The sequence below is a fragment of the Listeria sp. LM90SB2 genome (genome assembly GCF_028867355.1).
Classification (GTDB): domain Bacteria; phylum Bacillota; class Bacilli; order Lactobacillales; family Listeriaceae; genus Listeria; species Listeria monocytogenes_B.
Genome location: NZ_CP046449.1, coordinates 297,333 through 318,898 on the forward strand (window position 1 = coordinate 297,333; position 21,566 = coordinate 318,898).

The 21,566-nt window shown below is 38.0% G+C and carries 20 protein-coding genes; 10 read left to right on the forward strand and 10 right to left on the reverse strand.

Features of this window, described 5'->3' with window-relative positions:
* Positions 1–78 precede the first annotated feature (78 nt).
* From GL301_RS01450 to GL301_RS01475, 6 genes are all read left to right on the forward strand, one after another.
* The gene (locus tag GL301_RS01450) at positions 79–1,578 is read left to right on the forward strand and encodes a leucine-rich repeat domain-containing protein (protein ID WP_003728061.1); all 1,500 of its coding nucleotides are present in this window, start codon (positions 79–81) and stop codon (positions 1,576–1,578) included.
* Positions 1,579–1,711: 133 nt separating this feature from the next.
* Positions 1,712–2,851 (forward strand): ArgE/DapE family deacylase, encoded by a 1,140-nt coding sequence (locus tag GL301_RS01455; protein ID WP_003728060.1) that lies wholly within the window; start codon positions 1,712–1,714, stop codon positions 2,849–2,851.
* A gap of 146 nt (positions 2,852–2,997) precedes the next feature.
* Complete coding sequence (locus GL301_RS01460; RefSeq protein WP_003724202.1) at positions 2,998–3,414, forward strand: MarR family winged helix-turn-helix transcriptional regulator; 417 nt, start codon at positions 2,998–3,000, stop codon at positions 3,412–3,414.
* Between the two features lie 6 nt (positions 3,415–3,420).
* Positions 3,421–4,380 (forward strand): ring-cleaving dioxygenase, encoded by a 960-nt coding sequence (locus GL301_RS01465; protein WP_003724203.1) that lies wholly within the window; start codon positions 3,421–3,423, stop codon positions 4,378–4,380.
* A 71-nt stretch (positions 4,381–4,451) separates the two neighbouring features.
* The gene (locus GL301_RS01470; RefSeq protein WP_003724204.1) at positions 4,452–5,087 is read left to right on the forward strand and encodes a histidine phosphatase family protein; all 636 of its coding nucleotides are present in this window, start codon (positions 4,452–4,454) and stop codon (positions 5,085–5,087) included.
* A gap of 83 nt (positions 5,088–5,170) precedes the next feature.
* On the forward strand, positions 5,171–7,057 hold the full coding sequence (locus GL301_RS01475; protein WP_003731070.1) for an ABC transporter permease subunit: 1,887 nt from the start codon (positions 5,171–5,173) through the stop codon (positions 7,055–7,057).
* 28 nt (positions 7,058–7,085) lie between these two features.
* On the opposite strand, the gene GL301_RS01480 is transcribed toward GL301_RS01475, so the two are convergent.
* The 4 genes from GL301_RS01480 to yidA form a co-directional block, all read right to left on the reverse strand.
* A complete protein-coding gene (locus GL301_RS01480) occupies positions 7,086–8,171 on the reverse strand; it encodes a leucine-rich repeat domain-containing protein (protein ID WP_010958703.1) in 1,086 nt (361 codons plus the stop codon).
* Between the two features lie 133 nt (positions 8,172–8,304).
* Positions 8,305–8,928: an SMI1/KNR4 family protein gene (locus tag GL301_RS01485; protein WP_074384933.1), complete on the reverse strand. Its 624-nt coding sequence runs from the start codon at positions 8,926–8,928 to the stop codon at positions 8,305–8,307.
* Between the two features lie 3 nt (positions 8,929–8,931).
* On the reverse strand, positions 8,932–10,368 hold the full coding sequence (locus tag GL301_RS01490) for a glycoside hydrolase family 1 protein (RefSeq protein ID WP_010958704.1): 1,437 nt from the start codon (positions 10,366–10,368) through the stop codon (positions 8,932–8,934).
* A 119-nt stretch (positions 10,369–10,487) separates the two neighbouring features.
* Positions 10,488–11,300 (reverse strand): sugar-phosphatase, encoded by an 813-nt coding sequence (gene yidA / locus GL301_RS01495; protein WP_003724208.1) that lies wholly within the window; start codon positions 11,298–11,300, stop codon positions 10,488–10,490.
* Positions 11,301–11,435: 135 nt separating this feature from the next.
* Here yidA and GL301_RS01500 point away from each other — a divergent pair, with 135 nt between their 5' ends.
* Positions 11,436–11,939: a GNAT family N-acetyltransferase gene (locus GL301_RS01500; protein WP_003724209.1), complete on the forward strand. Its 504-nt coding sequence runs from the start codon at positions 11,436–11,438 to the stop codon at positions 11,937–11,939.
* Between the two features lie 36 nt (positions 11,940–11,975).
* Here the strand turns inward: GL301_RS01500 and GL301_RS01505 are convergent, their stop codons facing one another.
* From GL301_RS01505 to GL301_RS01515, 3 genes are all read right to left on the reverse strand, one after another.
* Positions 11,976–12,638, reverse strand: coding sequence for a cyclic nucleotide-binding domain-containing protein (locus tag GL301_RS01505; RefSeq protein WP_003724210.1), 663 nt, complete (start codon positions 12,636–12,638; stop codon positions 11,976–11,978).
* Positions 12,639–12,895: 257 nt separating this feature from the next.
* Entirely contained in the window at positions 12,896–13,738 is an 843-nt protein-coding gene (locus tag GL301_RS01510) for a ComEC/Rec2 family competence protein (protein ID WP_003724211.1), read from the reverse strand.
* A gap of 16 nt (positions 13,739–13,754) precedes the next feature.
* Positions 13,755–14,576 (reverse strand): Cof-type HAD-IIB family hydrolase, encoded by an 822-nt coding sequence (locus tag GL301_RS01515; protein WP_003731066.1) that lies wholly within the window; start codon positions 14,574–14,576, stop codon positions 13,755–13,757.
* Positions 14,577–14,691: 115 nt separating this feature from the next.
* On the opposite strand from GL301_RS01515, the gene GL301_RS01520 reads away from it, so the two are divergent.
* Positions 14,692–15,663, forward strand: coding sequence for a Gfo/Idh/MocA family protein (locus GL301_RS01520; RefSeq protein WP_003724213.1), 972 nt, complete (start codon positions 14,692–14,694; stop codon positions 15,661–15,663).
* Between the two features lie 37 nt (positions 15,664–15,700).
* Here the strand turns inward: GL301_RS01520 and GL301_RS01525 are convergent, their stop codons facing one another.
* Positions 15,701–16,801, reverse strand: a complete 1,101-nt coding sequence (locus tag GL301_RS01525; protein WP_003724214.1) for an ABC transporter ATP-binding protein — start codon at positions 16,799–16,801, stop codon at positions 15,701–15,703.
* Between the two features lie 290 nt (positions 16,802–17,091).
* Here GL301_RS01525 and nrdD point away from each other — a divergent pair, with 290 nt between their 5' ends.
* Positions 17,092–19,242, forward strand: a complete 2,151-nt coding sequence (nrdD, locus tag GL301_RS01530; protein WP_003724215.1) for an anaerobic ribonucleoside-triphosphate reductase — start codon at positions 17,092–17,094, stop codon at positions 19,240–19,242.
* Complete coding sequence (nrdG, locus tag GL301_RS01535; protein ID WP_003734544.1) at positions 19,235–19,786, forward strand: anaerobic ribonucleoside-triphosphate reductase activating protein; 552 nt, start codon at positions 19,235–19,237, stop codon at positions 19,784–19,786. The genes nrdD and nrdG overlap by 8 nt, the downstream gene beginning before the upstream one ends.
* Before the next feature lie 143 nt (positions 19,787–19,929).
* Here the strand turns inward: nrdG and GL301_RS01540 are convergent, their stop codons facing one another.
* Both GL301_RS01540 and GL301_RS01545 read right to left on the reverse strand, forming a co-directional pair.
* Positions 19,930–20,601, reverse strand: a complete 672-nt coding sequence (locus GL301_RS01540; RefSeq protein WP_003734545.1) for a Crp/Fnr family transcriptional regulator — start codon at positions 20,599–20,601, stop codon at positions 19,930–19,932.
* Between the two features lie 164 nt (positions 20,602–20,765).
* Positions 20,766–21,545, reverse strand: a complete 780-nt coding sequence (locus tag GL301_RS01545; protein WP_003724217.1) for a carbon-nitrogen family hydrolase — start codon at positions 21,543–21,545, stop codon at positions 20,766–20,768.
* Between the last annotated feature and the right edge of the window lie 21 nt (positions 21,546–21,566).

Below are 21,566 nucleotides of genomic sequence, written 5' to 3' on the forward strand. Positions count from 1 at the left end.
ACGCTATAATATAGTAACTCAACTACGAGAACATACAAATTTCTAAAAGCAGAACGATCATACAAAGGAGATAGTTTAATGAAAAGAAACAAAGTAATATTAAGAATCGTAGTGACTTTAGCAGCAGTATTGGCAATTACTTTTTGGGTTGGGATGAGCTCAAAAGAAGTACAAGCAGCGGTAATTGAACAACCAACCCCTATCAATGAAATTTTTACTGATCCAGTGGTTGCTGATAATGTGAAAACACTTCTCGAAAAAGCGGATGTAACAGATGAAGTTACGCAAACTGATTTAGATAGTATAACCCAATTATCAGCAAAATCTGCGGGAATAACAACGATAGAAGGAATGCAGTACTTAACTAATTTATCAGAACTAGAACTAACAGATAACCAAATAACCGATGTAAGTCCGCTCGCAAATTTAACGAAAATAACAGAGCTTGGATTATCCGGAAATCCATTAAAAGATGTAAGTGCGCTTGCGGGATTAAAAAGTCTAAAAATGTTGCATCTTATTTATACAGATATTACCGATGTGACTTCCCTTGCAGGTCTTACCAATTTGCAGGAATTAAATTTGGATATCAATCAAATAACGGATATAAGTCCACTAGCAGCTTTATCTAACTTGCAAACATTATCACTCGGATATACCCAAGTGAGCGATTTAACCCCAATTGCTAATTTATCTAAACTAACCATATTAAACGCTGAAAATTGTAAAGTAAGCGATATCTCGCCACTTGCAAGTTTATCTAGTCTTACAGAAGTTTACTTGAGAGAGAATCAAATTAGCGATGTGAGTCCCCTTGCGAATATTCCCAACTTATCTATTATTGAGTTGACGGATCAAATAATTACCAACCAACCCGTATATTATCAAAATAAAATCATTGTTCCAAATGTGATAAAAGGCCTTTCTGGTGAGCTTATTGCACCTGATACTATTAGTGACAATGGAACATATACTAGTCCTGATTTAACGTGGGATTTAAACAGCTACATTAATAGTGTTAGTTACACATTTAACCAATCAGTCGTTTTCAAAAATGCAACAGTTCCTTTCAGTGGAACAGTCACCCAACCATTAACAGAGGCTTACACTGCCGTTTTTGATGTGGACGGAGAGCAAACAAGTTTGACAGTAGTTGTGAATGAATTAATTGAAGAACCAACAGTTCCAACCAAGGAAGGATATACATTCGATGGCTGGTATGACGCAGAAACGAATGGGAATAAATGGGACTTTGCGGTAGATAAAATGCCTGCTAGTGATATAACTTTATATGCTAAGTTCACTGAGAACGAAGAACCAAATGCTAGTAGTTCAATTAATGTGGAACCAAACGATGATAATTCCATCACTGTAGAACCCGACGCTAGCAATTCCATCACTGTAAAACCAACAGAAAATAACGATGGAACAAATAATCCGAACAGTTCAAGTGATGATAAAGTTAACATCAAGTTACCAATTACTGGGGACGAATGGAATGTGCTTCCCATTTTTGTAGGAGCAGTTCTTATCGGTATGGGCTTAGTTTTATTCCGCAAAAAACGTCAAACAAAATAATTCGATTAATGGCTTGGCTTCTGTGAATTATGCAGGAGCTAAGCCATTTTTTGATTGGAGATTAGGAGGATGAGTTTGCCTTTTTATGGAACGGGAAAACATAGAGTGGAATTCAAAGAAAGAGGGCGTAAACATGGAACGACAAAGAAAAATTCAAATCTTAAAAGACATTGTGAATATTGATTCGACTAATGGGCATGAAGAACAAGTTGCGAACTATTTGCAAAAGTTGTTAGCTGAACACGGTATTGAGTCCGAAAAGGTAAAATACGACGTAGACAGAGCCAGCCTAGTTAGCGAAATTGGTTCCAGTGACGAGAAAGTTTTGGCGTTTTCAGGGCATATGGATGTCGTTGATGCGGGTGATGTCTCGAAGTGGAAGTTCCCACCTTTTGAAGCAACAGAGCATGAAGGGAAAATATACGGACGTGGCGCGACGGATATGAAGTCAGGTCTAGCGGCGATGATTATTGCAATGATTGAGCTTCATGAAGAAAAACAAAAACTAAATGGCAAAATTAGATTATTAGCAACGGTTGGTGAAGAAGTCGGTGAACTTGGAGCCGAACAACTAACGCAAAAAGGTTACGCAGATGATTTAGATGGCTTGATTATCGGCGAACCGAGTGGACACCGGATTGTTTATGCGCATAAAGGTTCCATTAATTATACCGTTAAATCCACTGGTAAAAATGCGCATAGTTCGATGCCGGAATTTGGTGTTAATGCGATTGACAACTTGTTGCTATTTTATAATGAAGTAGAAAAATTCGTGAAATCAATTGATGCTACTAACGAAATATTAGGCGATTTTATTCATAATGTCACCGTAATTGATGGTGGAAATCAAGTCAATAGTATCCCTGAAAAAGCGCAACTACAAGGGAATATTCGCTCGATTCCAGAAATGGATAACGAAACAGTGAAACAAGTGCTAGTGAAGATTATCAATAAGTTAAATAAACAGGAAAATATGAATCTAGAATTAATATTTGATTATGACAAACAACCAGTATTTAGTGATAAAAATTCGGATTTAGTCCACATTGCTAAGAGCGTAGCAAGCGACATTGTCAAAGAAGAAATCCCATTACTCGGTATTTCCGGAACAACCGATGCAGCAGAATTTACCAAAGCTAAGAAAGAGTTCCCAGTGATTATTTTTGGACCAGGAAACGAAACCCCTCACCAAGTAAACGAAAATGTTTCTATAGAGAATTATTTGGAGATGGTAGATGTTTACAAACGAATTGCCACCGAGTTTTTATCGTGATGGAACTTTAACTTTACTTATTTTCCGCTATAAAATACGCAATTAAATAAAAGTCTAGTATTTGTTTGTAAACAGGTGCTAGGCTTTTTTCTTGCTTTTAATACAGTTTAGTACTAAACTAATAATATCAAGAGGAGGGGACGAGCATGGTAAAAAAAGAAGAAAGGCTAGGGGTTTTGCTTTGGTTTCGATTTAGTCGATTTTACAATCGGAATATGAAGCTGACCAATCAGAATTTGCGAGCGGTAGGAATTTCGACAGCGCAGTTTGATTGCATTGCCCAGATTGGCTTAGACAAAGAGATTACACAGCAACAACTTGCCGAAAAATTAGTTGTAACGAAGGGAAATGTTACCCAACTCCTCGCGAAATTAGAACAATTAGGTTATATCACGCGAACAAAGACAGGGCGCGAAAAACATATTACCCTCACAGAAAAAGGCCAAGCGTGTTACCGCGAAAACGTGCCAAAACAAGAAGCTTTTCAGCAAGCTCAATTTGATAAATTAACAAGAGACGAACAAAAAGAACTACTTAAGCTATTAAAAAAATTAGGAGAGTGATTATTTATGAAATTAACGGGAATTCATCACGTATCTATTTTTACAGCGAACGCACGAGCTAACTTTGACTTTTATACAAAAATAATGGGACTACGACTAGTGAAAAAATCGGTTAACCAAGATGACCCTTATACGTACCACTTATATTACGGAGACGAAATCGGTTCGCCGGGGACAGCGCTAACTTTCTTTGAAGTTCCAAATATGGCCAAAAACCACCCATCACGCAATGCGATTTCTAGCCTCAGCTTACGTGTTCCAAGCGATGAAGCCTTGCATTACTGGGATAAAAGACTCGATGAGCATCGCATTTTTCACAGTAAACCAATCGACCAATTCGGGCGCAAAATTATTCGTTTAAAAGACACAGATGGCTTACCGGTCAATTTGATTTCCGATGAAACAAGCACACAAGTAACCGAGGTGAGCCCTTGGGAAGATAGCCCGGTTCCAGCAGAATATGCCATTCGCGGACTTGGCCCAGTGCGCTTCTCTGTTTTCAAAAAAGAAAAAACAGATCGTCTTTTGACAAAAATATTAGGCTTCGAGCGGATCGGTGCCTATGAAGATGACGATAAATTAGTTACAGTATTCAAAACTGGCGACGTTGGGCTTGGCGGAGAAGTGCATGTGGAGTCGCGACCTGATTTAGAACAAGGAAATTTAGGTGCTGGCGGGATTCATCACGTGGCGTTTCGTGTACCGACAGATGGCGACTTGATTGGCTGGACAGAAATGATTCAAGACCTTGGCTACAAAAATTCAGGATATGTGGACCGTTTTTATTTCCACTCTCTTTATTTCCGCGAAAGCAATGGCATTTTAATCGAACTTGCAACCGATGAACCAGGTTTCCAAACCGATTTCACGAAAGAACATGGAACTTACGTTGATTTACCACCACATTTAGAAAATCGCCGCGAAGATATTTTGGCTCATTTAAAACCACTTGATACAGATAAATAAATAAGAAAACCTTGAAAATATGCCTATTCATGATACAATTTTAGAAGAATGTGTAATTAGGAGGCAGAATTTTGGCAGAAGGTTTACGTACAATTTATTTTGTAAGACATGGTAAGACGGAATGGAATATGACTGGACAAATGCAGGGATGGGGCGATTCGCCGCTAGTTGCAGAAGGTATTGACGGGGCAAAAGCAGTTGGCGAAGTGTTGAAAGATACACCAATTGATGCGGTTTATACAAGTACAAGTAAACGCACGCAAGATACCGCGGCTTACATTCTTGGCGACCGCGAAATCGAAATTCAACCTCTGGAAGAACTAAAAGAAATGGGATTTGGAACGTGGGAAGGCATTAGAGTAACTGAAATTGACGAACAACACCCTGAAGAACGCGCAAAAATTCTCCATAGCCCAGAAACCTACAAAGCAGAAGTGAACGGCGGCGAGACTTATTATGAACTTGCAGAACGACTGTTAGAAGGCGTCGAAAAAATCATTGCAGAAAATCTAAGCGGCAACATTCTCGTCGTTTCTCACGGCATGTCGCTCACGTTATTATTATACTTGCTGCAAGGCGGAACGGTTGAAGATCACCGCAAAGAAGCGCCAAGAATCTTGAACACAAGTATTAGCATCGTAGAATACCAAAACGGCGAATTTTCTCTTAAAAAAATCAATGAAATCGGTCATTTAGACTTAAAATAAGTAGAATCTTGGACATATCTCATTGGAGGTGTGTCCTAGATTTATACATAAGAGAAAGCTAGAAAAAGGGAGAAAACATACATATGAAAAGAATTGTCAAAATTTTTCTACATTATTTATTAGGAATTTTAGGAATTATTTTAATCAGTTGTGTTCCCGCGATATTTAGCAAAGTGACTTCATGGTCATCAAGCACGTACTGGGAGGCTCTTAAGTCAATTTTTACAGCGATTTTCCACCCAACCAAATGGGAAATTAGTTACCAAGGAAGCGCAGAAGTTTTTCATGTCTCGTTGGCAGATTTTATTACCGGACCATATTTCTACTCCATGAAAATTATCGTAGCGAGCTTGCTAATTTCAGCGATTATTGCTTATTTACTAGTGATTGCAACATTTCGCGGGCCAAAATGGTTGCGCCAAGGCTTAAGCGGATTCTTATCAATACTTCAAGCTTTTCCAGATTTTTCCTTTATTTTCCTTATTCAAATGGCCGTCGTCTACATATATCAGCAAACAGGCGTGTTCACCTTGAATTTTTACAGCTTAAACGGCGAGCAAATTTATGCAGCACCAATCGTCTGCTTATCCATCATACCAACCGTGCTCTTTTACAAAATGATGATGCTCCTTATGGAAAATGAATGGCAAGCTGACTACATCCAACTGGCTCGCGGGAAAGGCTTAACCGATAGAGCGATACTACTTCGCCATGCCACACCCAATATGATGCAAAGCCTATTTTACCAATCCAAAACCATCGTTTGGTTTATTTTAAGCGCCTACCTCATTGTAGAATTTTTATTCGGTATCGAAGGCGTGCTCTACTATTTACTAGCAGGATTTAGCCCATTAAATATTTTCCTAGTATTAGCACTCGTGTTCACCCCATTTTACTTCTTTTACGCACTAATAGACCTATGGATTAGCCGTGGGAAAAATACCGAGAGCGCAAACGTGACCCGAATACCGCTGCACTGGAATAGTTTCCAGAAAACCTTTACGGAAAAAGTAAACCTTAAAAGCAAATGGCGCAACTTTGTAGTAACGACCGGGCAGCTCCTAAAACGCCCATCCTTCAGCATTCCGCTGGCAACACTTAGCATCTTACTAATCGCGAGCCTTATTTACGGGCTTATGGGAGACAAAATCAACTCGCTTAAATTTATCAGTGATGCGACCGGACGAGTGACCGATATGGCGCCCTTCAAACCAAATGCGCAAGTATGGCTAGGCACCGACCAAGCCGGCAACTCCATTCTCGACCAATTACTCGTCGGCATCAAGTATACGCTACTTATAGCTGTCATCATCGCAACGCTACGTGTCGTGATTGGTTACATTTTGGCAGTACCGCTCGCATTTTTCAGCAAGCCACGAACCCGCAATTTTGTTCAATCGATAGCGGACGGAATGCATTATCTACCACTGTCATTACTCGTCTTTATTATCATGGTCAACGAATTCATCAGCTATTCTGGCGTTTTCGAAACAAGCCTATTTACACGCATAACCTTCCAAATTTTAATCATGGTTGTCATCGTTTTACCAATTACAACCAACCGAATCAGCAGTGAAATTTCCCAAGTGTTAAAAAAAGAGTTCGTCCTGAGCGCGCTCGTTTTTGGCGGAAATGCTCGCTGGATATTAACCAAGCATATCAATCCACAAATCTGGTCCAAATTAATTTTGATTTGGATTGAGCAGCTCATTCAAACGCTACAGATGTTCGTCCATTTAGCTATCTTTGGAATTTTCATCGGAGGGGCAATCATGGGCGCCGATGACGGCATGCTAAACCCAGTTATCCCTGAATTATCTGGTTTAATCGCAAACGCTAAATTCGTGTTCGCCAACCACCAATTCTGGATAATTTTACCTCCATTAGTGGTATTTATGATTTTAATTCTTTGTTTCCAAATGATGGCAAATTCGCTTTTGAAACGAGAAGAAGAAAGTAAAAAAGCCTAGTTCTATAAAAGAACTAGGCTATTATTATTTAAGGAGTGACTGTTTGATAGACAGTCACTGTGACAGAAGGGTAAGTTGGATATTGATTATTTAAAAAGTAAGCGGAATTATCGCCTGCATTTTCCCAAGTAAGTGTATCATTTTGGTAAGTTCCTGGGGTGTACCAAACCCAATCATGTAATGTTACTCCGAGATTATCTTTCATTACAATATTAGTGGAATCGCCGAGCGCAACATCTGGAAGGTATATATTTTGTCCAGTAGCATCAAACAATTCTAAGCGGTGACCTGCCAATGAGCTGAAATCACTAATCTGATTTTCTTCAATTTTTATTGACCTAATTGTTGGAATGGTACTGAGAGGTGTAACATCTTTAATTTGATTAAAATTAGCATCGAAGTATTCTAGTTTTGTTTTATTTCTTAATGGCTCAATAGAAGTCAGTTGATTGCTTTCGGCATAAAAAACTTGGAGATTATCGCATTCTGAAAGGACACTGATGTCTGATATATTATTTGCTGAAATAGATAAATTAGTTAATTGAGGAGTATCTTTTAGGGCCGAAATATCTTTTAGTTGATTGCTACTTAGATTTAATATCCTTAAATTAGTTAAATTTTCGAAGGATGGTAAAGTAGAGATTTGGTTAACGCCTAATTCTAAGTTATATAATTTAGGTGAGTTCATTAGTGGAGTAATATCTGTAATTTGATTGTAGTTAAGTGATACCGTTTCTAATTCTGTTAAATTAGCGAGATTCTCTAATTTGCTAATTTTATTTTGGCTTAAATCTACAAATTTTAAGTTGTGTAAATATTCCATGCCTGTTAAATCTTCCACACCGAAATCCACATATACCATTGTTTCGATAGTATCTAGTTGTTCTTGTGTAACGACTGTATCCTCGGAAACACCTAGTTCCTGTGCGACTTTAAAAGCTAGAGCATCATCTGGGAAAATTTGATCAACCGTGGCTGGAGGAGCTTCTTGTAAATTTTTTTCTGGGGCAGTGGCAATGTTTGTTGTAGCAGCGCTTACTTCGACTTGTCCTACCAAAGGACTAAAACTAATCAAAGTCGTACATGCAAGGCTTGCTAGAATAAATTTTTTCATGTCATCCTACTCCTTTTCTATAATATAAATGGAGTATAGCATGCAAATTATTTAAAAATAAAAAGCCATCACATATGAACATTGCATAAAAAAACCGCTAAAAAGAGTATGCTTCTTTTTAGCGGTTTTTTCTTTATTCAATTTCCTCTATAGATTTATCTAACCATAACTCATACCATTCAAGAAAGCCTAAACGTTCTTCATTCCCAAAGTAAAAATCAGGATAGACGCCATTATCATTATTTCTGTCATCCACCCAAATTTCTCCATAAGAAGGACCGTTTACAACAAGGTTAATCGAAACGCCACAACCAAAATTAGCGATACGCAGAAGTCCAAATACTTCTTTATCTTGGAAGCACAGTTCTTGCCAAGCATCATAATCTTCATCGGACATTCCTTCTTTATAACCAGGAGCGGTCCAATCATCTGTATGTGGAAAAGGCTCACTTAATGTTTGCACCCCGTACTTTTCATCCTTGTAATCAAGCGAGGCGCAAAGCCCGTCCGCAAGTGTTTCTAAGCCATAATAAGGACCCATTCCACCATTACCAATTTGCTCTAGAAAAGCGCGATAATCTTGAGGTAAGGTAATTTGATGCTCATTCTCAAACTCGGTAAGCGTTTGATTAGACAATGGTTGATTAAGTTTATAGGCGTGGCTTTCTGAACCAAATAAATTCAAATCGGGATCTTTTTCTTTTAACGCAGTGATTTTTGCTTGGATTCTAGCTAGCCGATCTTGAAGGTCAGCCATCATTTATAAATCTGCTCCATTAGTTTCAATCACTTGTTTATACCAATAATAACTTTTCTTCGGAATACGTGTCATTGGCGCATCATCTTCCACATCGCGGTCAACATAAACAAAACCGTAACGTTTTTGATAGCCGTTTAACCAGCTTAGAAGGTCTGTGAAGCTCCAAGTACAATAGCCTAACATATCAACACCATCACTGATTGCATCGCGAATAGCAGTTGCGTGCGCGCTTAGATAGTCAATACGGTAGTCATCGTTTACTTCTCCGTCCACTAATTTATCAAATTCACCTAAACCGTTTTCTGTAATTAAAATTGGTAAAGCATAGCGGCTGTTAATACGACGAAGCGCAATTTGTAAGCCTTTTGGATCGATTGTCCAGTCCCAGTTCGTTGTTTTCACAAAAGGATTAACGACTTTTTTGTAAACGCCAGGGACACCAGTTTCTTTCGTGCTACCTTTTTTACCAGTGAAGTTCATTTCGTTGTTTTGACCAACGCCATCAAGCGGGTTGTAAGCAACAGTTGCGGATTGGTAATAGTTTACGCCCATGAAATCTGGTTTTGCAGAAGAAAGAAGTTCCATATCGCCGTCTTCAATAACTGGCGCAATATCGTTTTCTTCTAAATATTTCCAAACCGCTTTCGGATAGCGCCCAAAAGCATACATATCCATCCAGAAATAACTGTTTAATTCTTCTGCATCGTCGGCAGCTTGAACGTTTTTAGGATCTGTGTCGATTGGATAATGTGGTGTGTAAGCAAAACTTGGTCCAATTTTTCCATCAGGAACGATTTCGTGGAAAGCTTTGATAACACTCGCATTAGCTAAGTTCGCAATGTGGTTTACTGCGTACATTCTTTTTGGATCGCTAACTTTTGGCGGGTGAAGCGCTTGACCATAACCCATACCAACAAAGATATTTTGCTCATTCAAGGAAACCCAATATTTCACGCGGTCGCCGTAACGTTTGAATAGCGTTGTGGAATAATTTGTGAAATCTTCAATAACTTGGCGAGATTCCCAGCCACCGTATTCATCAAATAATGCTTGTGGGATATCCCAGTGATAAAGCGTTACAAGCGGTTCAATGTCATATTTAAGCAACTCATCAATCAAGTTATCATAAAATTTCAATCCAGCTTCATTCACTTCGCCTTTACCATTTGGAAAAATACGAGTCCAAGCGATAGAGAAACGGTAAGCTTTTAGGCCAGCGTCTGCCATTAGTTTTACGTCTTCTTTATAACGGTGATAATGGTCGACAGCTACATCGCCATTTGTACCTTTGAAAGTAGTTCCAGGAATGCGGACATATTCGTCCCAAACTGATTTACCTTTGCCGTCTGCGTCCCATGCGCCTTCGATTTGATAAGCTGCCGATGCAGAACCCCATAAGAAATCTTTCGGGAATGGTGAACGTTTTTGATGTTCCATTAATATAACCTCCATTAAAGCGATTTTTATTAAAAAACTCTACTAATATATTTTAAAGTATATTCTTTTAAAAAGATAGTTAAAAAACGCAGATTCCTATTCGAATCTGCGTTTTTGTTTTATTTATCCAGCACAAATTTTTGAATTGCTTTTGCTACACCACTATCATTGTTCGATGCAGTCGTATAGTCAGCTAATTGCTTAATTCTTTCTGGAGCATTGCCCATCGCAATACCAAGACCAGCAAATTCAAGCATTGTAACGTCATTTTCTTGGTCGCCAATGCAGATAACTTCGCTTTGCTTAATGCCAAGTTTTTCGGAAAGTTCTTTGACCGCGTTACCTTTACTAGCGTCACGATTTAGAATTTCCAAGTAGAAAGGCGTGCTACGAACTAGATGATATTTTTCGCGGAATGATTCTGGGATTTTCGCAATACCAACTTCTAACTCAGGGGCTTCTTCAATAAACATTGCTTTCGACATAATAAAATCTTCTGGCACGTTTTCGATTTCTTTATAAATCAGTTGGCTACCAGTAAGATAAGCTTCGACAATCGTGTATTTGCCGATTTCACGGTTCGGCGTATAAAGCGCTTTGTCATCAAAGAAATGCATGTGCAAATTGCTATCTAAACTCACTTGATAAATTTCTTTTAAATCGTCAATGCCAAGCGTTAAGTGAGAAATAACTTCTTTTGTAAACGTATCTTGAACGAATGCGCCGTTAAAACTAATAACGTAATCGCCTTCCTCACGTAATTCAAGGTCAGTCAGATAATTTTCTACACCAACAAGCGGACGTCCAGTACAAAGAACCACTTTTACGCCTTTTAGTTTTGCTTGGCGAATGGCTTCTTTTACTTCGTCCGTAACCTTATGATCATCTGTCAGTAGTGTTCCATCAATATCAATCGCGATTAATTTATACAATATACTAGCTCCTTTTCCATCATAAACTCATTCTAGTATAGCATAAATTCAGATGGATTTCTGGCTATCTATTGAAACAACAGGGAATTTATGGCATGATTGACTTGGAAACTTGATAAAGAAAAGAGTGAAATAATGAAACGTAATTATCATGTGAAATTTTTAAATGAAAAAGATGTAGAACTTGCAGAAGCTGTTTGCGCGGCATCCGAAGATTATTATTTAATGGAACAAGATAAGCCTGCATCGAAAAGTGATGCATTAAAAATTATCACAGAAATTCCAAACGGGAAAACAAGATTCGATAAGTTTGTACTAGCTGTATTGGATGAAAATGAAAAACCAATCGGCTTAGTAGATATTGTTTCTGACTATCCGCGAAAAGGGCGCTGGTTTATCGGATTACTTCTTTTAACGCCAGATGCTCGTCATAACGGCCTTGGAAAAGTACTTCATCAAACGATCAAAGAGTGGGCGAATGACGGCGGGGCAGATTCATTAGCCTTAGGAGTTTTAGCTGAGAATGAAAAAGGGCGTGGATTCTTTGAATACCTTGGCTACACGAAAGAAGAAACCAAACAAGCTAATTATGGCGGAAAAGAACAAGAAGTTAGTATTTTCACTTTAGCGATTAAATAAAAAAAGGATGCAGCTCATAAAACTGCATCCTTTTTCTTAGTTTATGCTATTGTTTTTTTCTGAAAGAGCTTCCATGTTAATACGCCATTGCAGTTTTACTTTTGAAATAATCCCGGCTTCTTTTAATTCTTTAAGTTGAGAATAGAAGAAGGCTTTCGACAGGGTACAGTAGTTTTTAATGACTGTCGTACTAATAGATTTTGGTAGTACTGCGACGCCGTCTTCCACTGGGATATCGAGGATTTTGACAAGCATTTCAAATACAAAAGCCAATTGATCTTTTTTATCGCGATATTGTAAAAGTGATTTGTAGTAACCATGTTTGGCGATAGTTCTCATAATTGTGTATTGGAAGCTAAAGTTTTCAGGGAAGAGAGAGAGCGAGTATTCGATATCTTTCTTCTTGTAGATAATCAATTCGCACTCAGTTAGTGTTTGATACGTTAAAACAAGGGATGCATTATCGAAAATCGTATAATATCCCATGAAAAAATTAGATGTGAAAATAGAATAAATTTTATCATTGTCGAAATCAATATATCCGGCCAATATACCAGATTTAAGTAAATACACACAATCCCGATTTTCAGTAACTAGATCATTTAGAATGGTATGTTCAGGTATTGTGATGCTGTTAGATTTTAAATTGTATTGTTCCATCATTGCAACAAACTCTTTGTGATTAAATGGATAGGCCATTTTTTACTTCGTCTCCTTCAGATTCAGTTGTACTAATACAAATACATTGTATCATCGTAAAAGTTTGCACAAGTACTAAAAATAGACTTCTAAAAAACCTCTTTTTTATGAAAATACCCTTTTTTAGCCAATGTAACCGCAATATTTTTGTCATATTTGAGTTATTTCTAACTCAGAAAGGTTAACCAATACGCATAGTTGGAAAAAGCCAATAATAAAGTCGTATCTTTATTATTGGCTTTTCGTATAAGCATAAATTATTTTCCGATAGAATAACTGGAGCCGTTGCCTGTTACAACGACGGTTTTATTACGATCTGTTCGATAAACTTTCGCTTTTGCTTTTGTCAATGTGTTAACGGTTTGTGAAGTGGGGTGGCCATATCCATTTTTCCCAACGCTAATAATGGCGTATTTTGGTTTAACGACATTGACAAACGCTTTGCTTGTTGCAGCTTTGGAACCTTGTGTACTTACTTTTAACACGTCAGCTCGTAAGGTTTTCTTTGCCTTAATCATATCGTTTTCTGCTTTTGTTTGCGCATCTCCTGTGAAAAGGAAGGTGTTTTTCTTATATGCGACGTGGAGAACAGCACTCCAGTTGTTTCGATCTGTTTTTCCGTAAGTTTTAACAGGACCAACAAACTGCGCATTTACTCCTTTGACAGGGAGTTTTACGCCTGCTTTTGCGGTTTTAATGGTTAGTTTTTTCTTTTTCGCCGTGTTCACAAAATTTTTGTAAGCGGCTGTTGTGTTTGTGGATTTTGGTGCATAAAGGCTTTTTACCTTGATATTATTCATGACTTCTGGTAATCCACCAATGTTATCCGCATCTGAATGAGAAGCAATCATTATCTCAATATCTTTTACTTTTAATTTTTTTAAATAATTTACAACCGTTTTCCCTTTACCTTTGTTACCTGCATCAATTAAAATATCTTCTCCACTAGGTGCTTTGATATAAATGGCATCTCCTTGACCAACATCAATAAAATGCACTTTTATAGTTGGTGCAGCAGCTTCAACTTGCATAGAACTTGGTACGGAAAGCCCCGCAATTAAAGCAAAAACTAATAATACGTTTAAAATCCCTTTTTTCATCCCTTTTCCTCTTCTCTTATGAAATGAATTCTTTTAGAAATTTGTAAACCCCATCTGCTTCATTCGTGTCAGTAAGATGATCTGCTGCTGCTTTGACATTATCGCTTGCATTTGCCATCGCAACACCGGTTCCAGCATATTGTAGCATGCCAATATCATTTTCGCCATCACCAAAAGTAATAATTCTTTCGCGTGGAATATTGTAATGCTTTCCAAGCGCTTCAACGGCTGTTTTTTTGTCAGAATTAGCAGGAAGTATTTCTAAATTATTATGGTGTGAAGAAAGGACTCTAATACCATTCGCTTCATTTAGAGCAGCGCGAACTTCGGTTAGTTTTGAGGCATCATCTTCCGCAACGACAATAGCATTTAAAAATTGATGCATGTTTTCATCAAAAACACCTTTTTCATTAATAGAAACGAGCGAAAAACTATTGTGTCCTGTATCTAAGCGACTTTTATCAGCAAGATTTTGGAAGAAAGCAGGTGGTTCTTTTGTATAGAAAAGTGTATTGGTAGAGAAGAAAAAAAGTGGTAGATCGAAGTCGCTCATAATATCGTAAGTGGAGCGAATTGCCTTCTCTTCTAAAGTGGTTTTAAGCAGTTGTTCATCGCGAATAGCCGCGTAGGATCCGTTTGAGGCAATAACATGACCGGAATTACTCACTTGGAAGCCAACTTCACGGGCAGAGCGATACATCCGTCCTGTAGAAATAGAAAAAATATGGCCATCTTTTTCTAAGGTTTGGATTAAATCACGCGTTTTTTTAGAGACAGTTTGATCTTGGCGCAGTAATGTGCCATCGATATCGGAACAAATCAAATACTTTTTAGTCAAATAAAATCATCCTTTTTAGTTAATAACTTAAGTATACCATGTGCGAATCGGAATAGTTATTATGATACAATAGTTTTTATCGAGTTCTAAAATAATTTTTTGGAGGAGTTCCATGATGGGAAATTTAAACTGGGCAATTCTTGGACCAGGTTCAATTGCACACGAATTTGCAGAAGGTATGCGAGGAATGAACCGTGAAATTTATGCGGTAGGAGCACGGAGTTTAGAGAAGGGGCAAGCATTCGCAAGTCAATACGGAATAGAAAATGTATACGATGACTTTGACAAAATGCTTGCTGATCCGGCGATAGATGTAGTTTATATCGCTACACCACACTCTAACCACTATGAATTTATCATGAAAAGTTTACATAACGGCAAACACGTTTTAGCTGAAAAAGCGATAACTGTAAGTAGCGAAGAACTTAATGAAATCAATGTGCTAGCCAAAGAGAAAGGCTTAATCGTTAAAGAAGCAATGACCATATTCCATATGCCGCTTTATAAAAAGTTACGAGAAATTGTGGAATCTGGAGCAATTGGTAAATTGAAAATTATTCAAGTTGCTTTTGGAAGTGCCAAAGAAAAAGATCCGAAAAACCGTTTTTATAATATGGATTTGGCGGGTGGAGCATTACTTGATATTGGTACGTATGCCCTTAGTTTTGCTCGGTATTTTTTAAGTGAAACGCCAGATGAAGTATTAACGACGATGAAGAAATTCGAAACAGGTGTGGACGAACAGTCCGGAATTTTACTGAAAAATAAAGAAGAGGAACTAGCGGTTGTATCGCTATCTTTCCGTGCTAAAATGCCAAAACGAGGTGTCATTGCTTGTGAAGAAGGATTTATCACTGTAGATGAATACCCGCGTGCCAGCCGAGCAACTGTTACACACACGGCAACTGGAAAAGTGGAAGAAATTGAGGTTGGTGAAACAAGTAAAGCTTTAGAATATGAAATTATAGCTATGGAAGAGAGCATCGCGACAGGAGAAAACACGACTTATCAGTTAACAAATGATGTTATCACGATTATGAGCGATGTTAGAACGCAGTGGGGAATTAAATTTCCTTTTGAAAAATAAGAAAACCCGCCGAGCTTGGCGGGTTTTTCTACGAATATTAATCAGTTAAGTTATCTTCTGTTTCTGGGTCGAAGAAGTGAGATTTAGACATTTCGAATGCTAAAGTAAGTACTTCGTTTGGTTGGTGTTCCGAGCGAGCATCAACACGTGCTACGAATTCATGTGTACCAACACGGCTATGAAGCATAAATTCAGCACCAGTAAGCTCGGCAACAATAGTCGTTGCTTTGAACGTATAACCAGGATTAGCTTCAATAACGATTGGCTCATCATGAATATCTTCTGGACGAATACCGAAAACGATATCTTTACCGTCAAACCCTCTATCTTTAAGAAGTTTTAATTTGCCTTCTGGGACTTCAATAGTGAAATCATCACCGATAAAGTTAGAACCTTCTAAACGCCCTTTGAAGAAGTTCATTGCTGGGCTTCCAATAAAGCCGGCTACGAACATATTTACTGGGTGATCGTAAACTTGTTTTGGTGAACCAACTTGTTGGATAACACCGTCTTTCATGATAACGATACGAGTTGCCATTGTCATCGCTTCTGTTTGGTCATGGGTAACGTAAATCATTGTAGTATCTAATTGTTGGTGAAGTTTTGTGATTTCCGCACGCATTTGCACACGTAATTTCGCATCCAAGTTGGAAAGTGGTTCATCCATTAGGAAGACTTTTGCGTCACGAACGATTGCACGACCTAGAGCAACACGTTGACGTTGACCACCGGAAAGTGCACTTGGTTTACGTTTTAAGTATTCAGTTAAGCCAAGAATATTTGCTGCATGCTCAACACGTTTTTTAATTTCGTCTTTTGGCATTTTACGAAGTTTTAAACCGAATGCCATATTATCATATACAGTCATATGCGGATATAATGCGTAGTTTTGGAATACCATTGCGATGTCACGGTCTTTTGGCGCAACATTGTTCATTACTTTACCATCAATAGATAGTTCGCCTTTTGAAATTTCTTCTAGTCCAGCAATCATACGTAAAGTTGTAGATTTACCACAACCAGATGGACCTACAAAAACGATGAATTCTTTGTCATCGATTTCTAAATTAAAGTCAGATACCGCAGTTACTTTGTTATCATAAATTTTATAAATATGTTCTAGTGATAATTGTGCCAACTTTCTTCGCCTCTTTCTATTTTTTAACTTGTGTTCATTGTATATGAAAACGCTTTACAAAAACTATGGCAATTTGCACAAAGAAAAAATTCATCTGTTGGGCAACTTGCATAAGTAGCAAAAAAATAAAAAGAAGTAAAGGGACAAAAGACCTTTTATGTGAAAGATTTTTCACAGCGCTTAATTCTTTAGTCCCAATTCCGGAAATTCCTCAGATATCATTACAATAAAACTTCATCTTGTGTTATATTATTAAAGCAGACACAATATATAGTTAGTGGGGGATTATCATGTACGTGGAACAACTTAATGAACAAATGGTAATAAAAAGGGACGGCCGTAAAGCAAACTTTGATTTAATTAAAATTCGTAATGCCGTTGAAGCATCTATGAAAGCAATTAATTTAGAGGACGAGACTTTCTTAGAAGAGATTTTGCTTGAGGTTGTAAGTGAATTACCTAACAAGGCAGATATGACCATCGATGAAATCCAGCATTGCGTCGAAAATACTTTAATGAAATCGACGTATCCTGATGTAGCGAGGGCTTACATAGAATACCGCCATGATCGCGACCATGAGCGTGAAAACATCACAGATATGCACAAAAGCGTAGAAAAGCTACTACAAAAAGACAAAACAGTAGTAAACGAAAATGCCAACAAAGACGCGACTGTCTTTAATACGCAACGCGATTTGACAGCAGGAGCCGTAGCAAAAAGTTACGCATTAAAATACATGCTACCAAAACACGTATCCAACGCTCATTTAAAAGGGGAAATTCATTTTCACGATTTAGATTACAGCCCATACCATGCGATGACCAACTGTTGTTTAATCGACATCGAAGGAATGCTGTCAAAAGGATTTACGATTGGTAATGCCAACGTAGAAAGCCCGAAATCTATCCAAACTGCTACCGCACAAATTGCTCAAATAATCGCAAACGTAGCAAGTTCACAGTACGGCGGCTGTTCGGTTGACCGTATTGATGAAGTTTTATCCGTTTACGCGCGTTTGAACTTTGAAAAACATAAAAAAGATGCGATGGAATGGGTCGTTCCAGAAAAACAAGAAGGTTATGCAGCGGAGAAAACACGCAAAGATATTTACGATGCGATGCAAAGCTTAGAATACGAAATCAACACATTATATACAAGTAACGGCCAAACACCTTTCGTAACACTAGGCTTCGGTCTTGGTGAAGATTGGTTTGCCCGTGAAATTCAAAAAGCCATCCTAAAAGTGCGTATTGGTGGGGTTGGTAAAGATAAACACACGGCTATTTTCCCGAAATTAGTATTTTCAATTCGCCGTGGAACTAATTTAAATGCAGAAGATCCTAATTATGACATTAAACAATTGGCGCTAGAGTGTTCCTCGAAACGGATGTATCCAGATGTACTCAACTACGATTCACTCGTTCGCTTAACAGGCGATTTCAAAGTACCAATGGGCTGTCGTTCGTTCTTGCCAGCTTGGGAAAACGAAAACGGCGAACACGTGAACGCGGGAAGAAACAATCTTGGTGTTGTAACACTTAACATTCCACGTATCGCTATCCAAAGTGGTGGGGACAAAGAACGTTTCTGGGAAATTTTCCACGAACGCATGAAAACAGTCAAAGATGCGCTACTTTTCCGTTTAAACCGCGTACGTCAAGCACGTCCAGAAAATGCACCAATTTTATATAAATACGGAGCATTTGGCAAACGACTACAAGATGGCGAAAATGTTGATCAACTTTTCAATAAAGAACGTTCTACTATCTCTATCGGCTATATCGGTCTTTATGAAGCAGCGACTGTATTTTACGGCGGTGAATGGGAAGGCGACAAAGAAGCAAAAAACTTCACGCTTGATATCTTGAAAGAACTAAAAGGTTATGCGGACAACTGGAAAGATGAATATGGCTACTGGTTTAGCGTATATTCGACTCCAAGTGAAAGCTTAACTGACCGTTTTAACCGTTTAGACAAAGAAAAATATGGTGTAATTAAAGACATCACAGATAAAGACTACTACCAAAACTCTTTCCACTATGATGTTCGTAAAAAAATTACCCCATTTGAAAAAATTGATTTTGAAAAAGATTATCCAGAATTTTGCTCTGGCGGATTCATTCATTATTGTGAATATCCAAAAATGGTTCACAATACGAAAGCACTTGAGGCTGTATGGGATTACTCCTATGATCGTGTAGCTTACCTTGGTACAAATACACCAATCGATAAATGTTACGAATGTAATTTTGAAGGTGAATTTGTTCCTACAGAAGAAGGCTTCAAATGCCCAAGCTGTGGCAACACCGACCCCGAAAAAGCAGATGTTGTAAAACGTACTTGTGGCTATTTAGGCAACCCAATGAAACGTCCAATGGTTCATGGACGTCACGTAGAAATTAGCAATCGCGTGAAACATATGGAGAACTTAGGTGAATAATCCAAAACCGTGTGAATGGAAGTCGAATGAATTATCCAGAGGGTATATCGCCGACTATAAGGCATTCAACTTTGTCGACGGAGAGGGCGTCCGGTGCAGTCTATATGTATCTGGATGTCCTTTCCACTGCGAAGGCTGTTACAACAAGGCTGCGCAATCATTTAAATACGGCAAACCTTACACGAAAGAATTAGAAGACGATATCCTAAAAGACATCGGACATGAAAGCGTCCAAGGCCTCACTTTACTTGGCGGAGAACCATTTCTAAACACCGCCACATGCCTATCTGTCGTGAAACGAATCCGCGCGACATACGGCGAAACAAAAGATATCTGGTCATGGACCGGCTACACCTGGGACGAAATGATGCAAGAAACCGCCGACAAACTAGAACTTCTATCCTTAATAGATGTTCTGGTAGACGGCCGCTTCGAACAAAAACTATTCGACCCCAACCTAGCATTCCGCGGTTCCAGCAACCAAAGAATTATTGATGTGCAGAAATCATTTGCTACTGGTGAAGTGGTTTTGTATGAGTTGTGAAATAGGCCCTCTTTGATGGAGGGCTTATTCTTTTTGCTTTGGATGCTTATTGAATATATGTGCGGGCATAGAATCAACAATGTAAGAATGATGATAGTACTAATCCAAATAAAAAACGCCACCCATAACTCAGGTGGCGTTTTTTAATCAACAAATTGTCTAGCTTTCACATAATCGTACAATTCCTTATTTCTAACAACCCATTCTCTTCCATTTTTCCAAATCTTACCTTGTTCTTTTAAAAGGGTTAATTGTTTGTAAAAACTGCTTTTCGATAGATTGCTATAAGCAGCGATAGTACTAGTTCGCATTTCTTTCGGTAAAATAACACTATCTTTTTCATAAAGCGTTCCGTGTAATTTGCCCATATTAGAAAAAGAAAGCTCTAATTTATCAGAAGAACTAGTCTCGGCGAAAAGGCTTTTGAAGAATGCATGTCGCGCCAAGTCTCGCATAATGAAAAATTGAAAACCAAAATTCTCTGGAAACATCGAAAGAAAGTACTCTAAATCTTTAAAAGAATATTTGTAAATAGTGCACGGGGAAATGGTTGTAAACAGAAAGTCATCTACATTTCCTTGGAACAAACTATAGTAATTTACAAAAGAGCCTTTACCTAAGACTGTATAAATACTACTAGATTGCGGATTCATAGAAATAGACACGAAGCCTTCTACAATTAAATAGACATGGTTATTTCTTTGCGAGGCAGTATTTACTAAATCTGTATGTTTTGGAACTTTTAATTTTTCATATTTAATATTGCCTTCATGAGAAAGCCGAACAAACTCTTTATAATTAAATAATGCATCCATTATTAGCAGCCCCTTTACTTTTTTTGTTAACTATAATACATAATATCAAAATTAACAAAAAATTAATCTATATTAATTATACCAAATTGCCACTTTTTTGCCGATAATATGAACATTTAATGAGAAAAAGATGCAAAAAATATTATTTTGCATCTTTTAGCTATTTAGTAAAGCTCAGGTCGTCTATCTGTGAAAACTGGAATGATGCCTCGCGTTTCAGCAACAAGTTTTAAGTCAATCTCAGCATAAATATTTCCTTCGTCTTCACCGCCATGAGCGACAATATTTCCAAGTGGATCAATCACAAGTGAGTGCCCATTGAAATGATTATTAGGATCATCGCCAACTCGATTGACTGCAACGACAAAAGCTTGATTTTCAATAGCGCGTGCAATAAGTAGTTGCTCCCACTGAGTAACACGTTCGGCTGGCCACTGAGCTGAAACAAAAATGACTTCCGATCCTTCTGAAGTGTGTTTGCGAATCCATTCTGGAAATCTAATATCATAGCAAATGAAACCAGCGCAAGAAACACCGTCCAGTCGAAATAGATTTTTATCATTCCCAGCCTCTAAATAGAGATGCTCATTCATAAGCTGAAATAAGTGAACCTTCTTATATGAAGAAAGTAGTCCACCATATTTGTCGAAAGCATACATTGTATTAGAAAATTTGGTTCCTTCCGAAATAGAGACCGAGCCACCGATAATAGCAATTTGGTGTTTTTCAGAAAGTGTTGCTAAAAATTCTTTCGTTCTCTCCCCATTTAAATCAGCAACCCCAGCTAATTCATTTAAAGCATAACCTGTATTCCACATTTCTGGTAAAACTGCGATATCTGCCCCATTTTTTGCAGCTTCAACTATAGCTTTTTCAATCCGTGCATAGTTTGCATCAGGATATTTAAAAACTACATCAGTTTGACATAATGCCAACTTCCACATGTTCTTCGCTCCCTTTTTCTT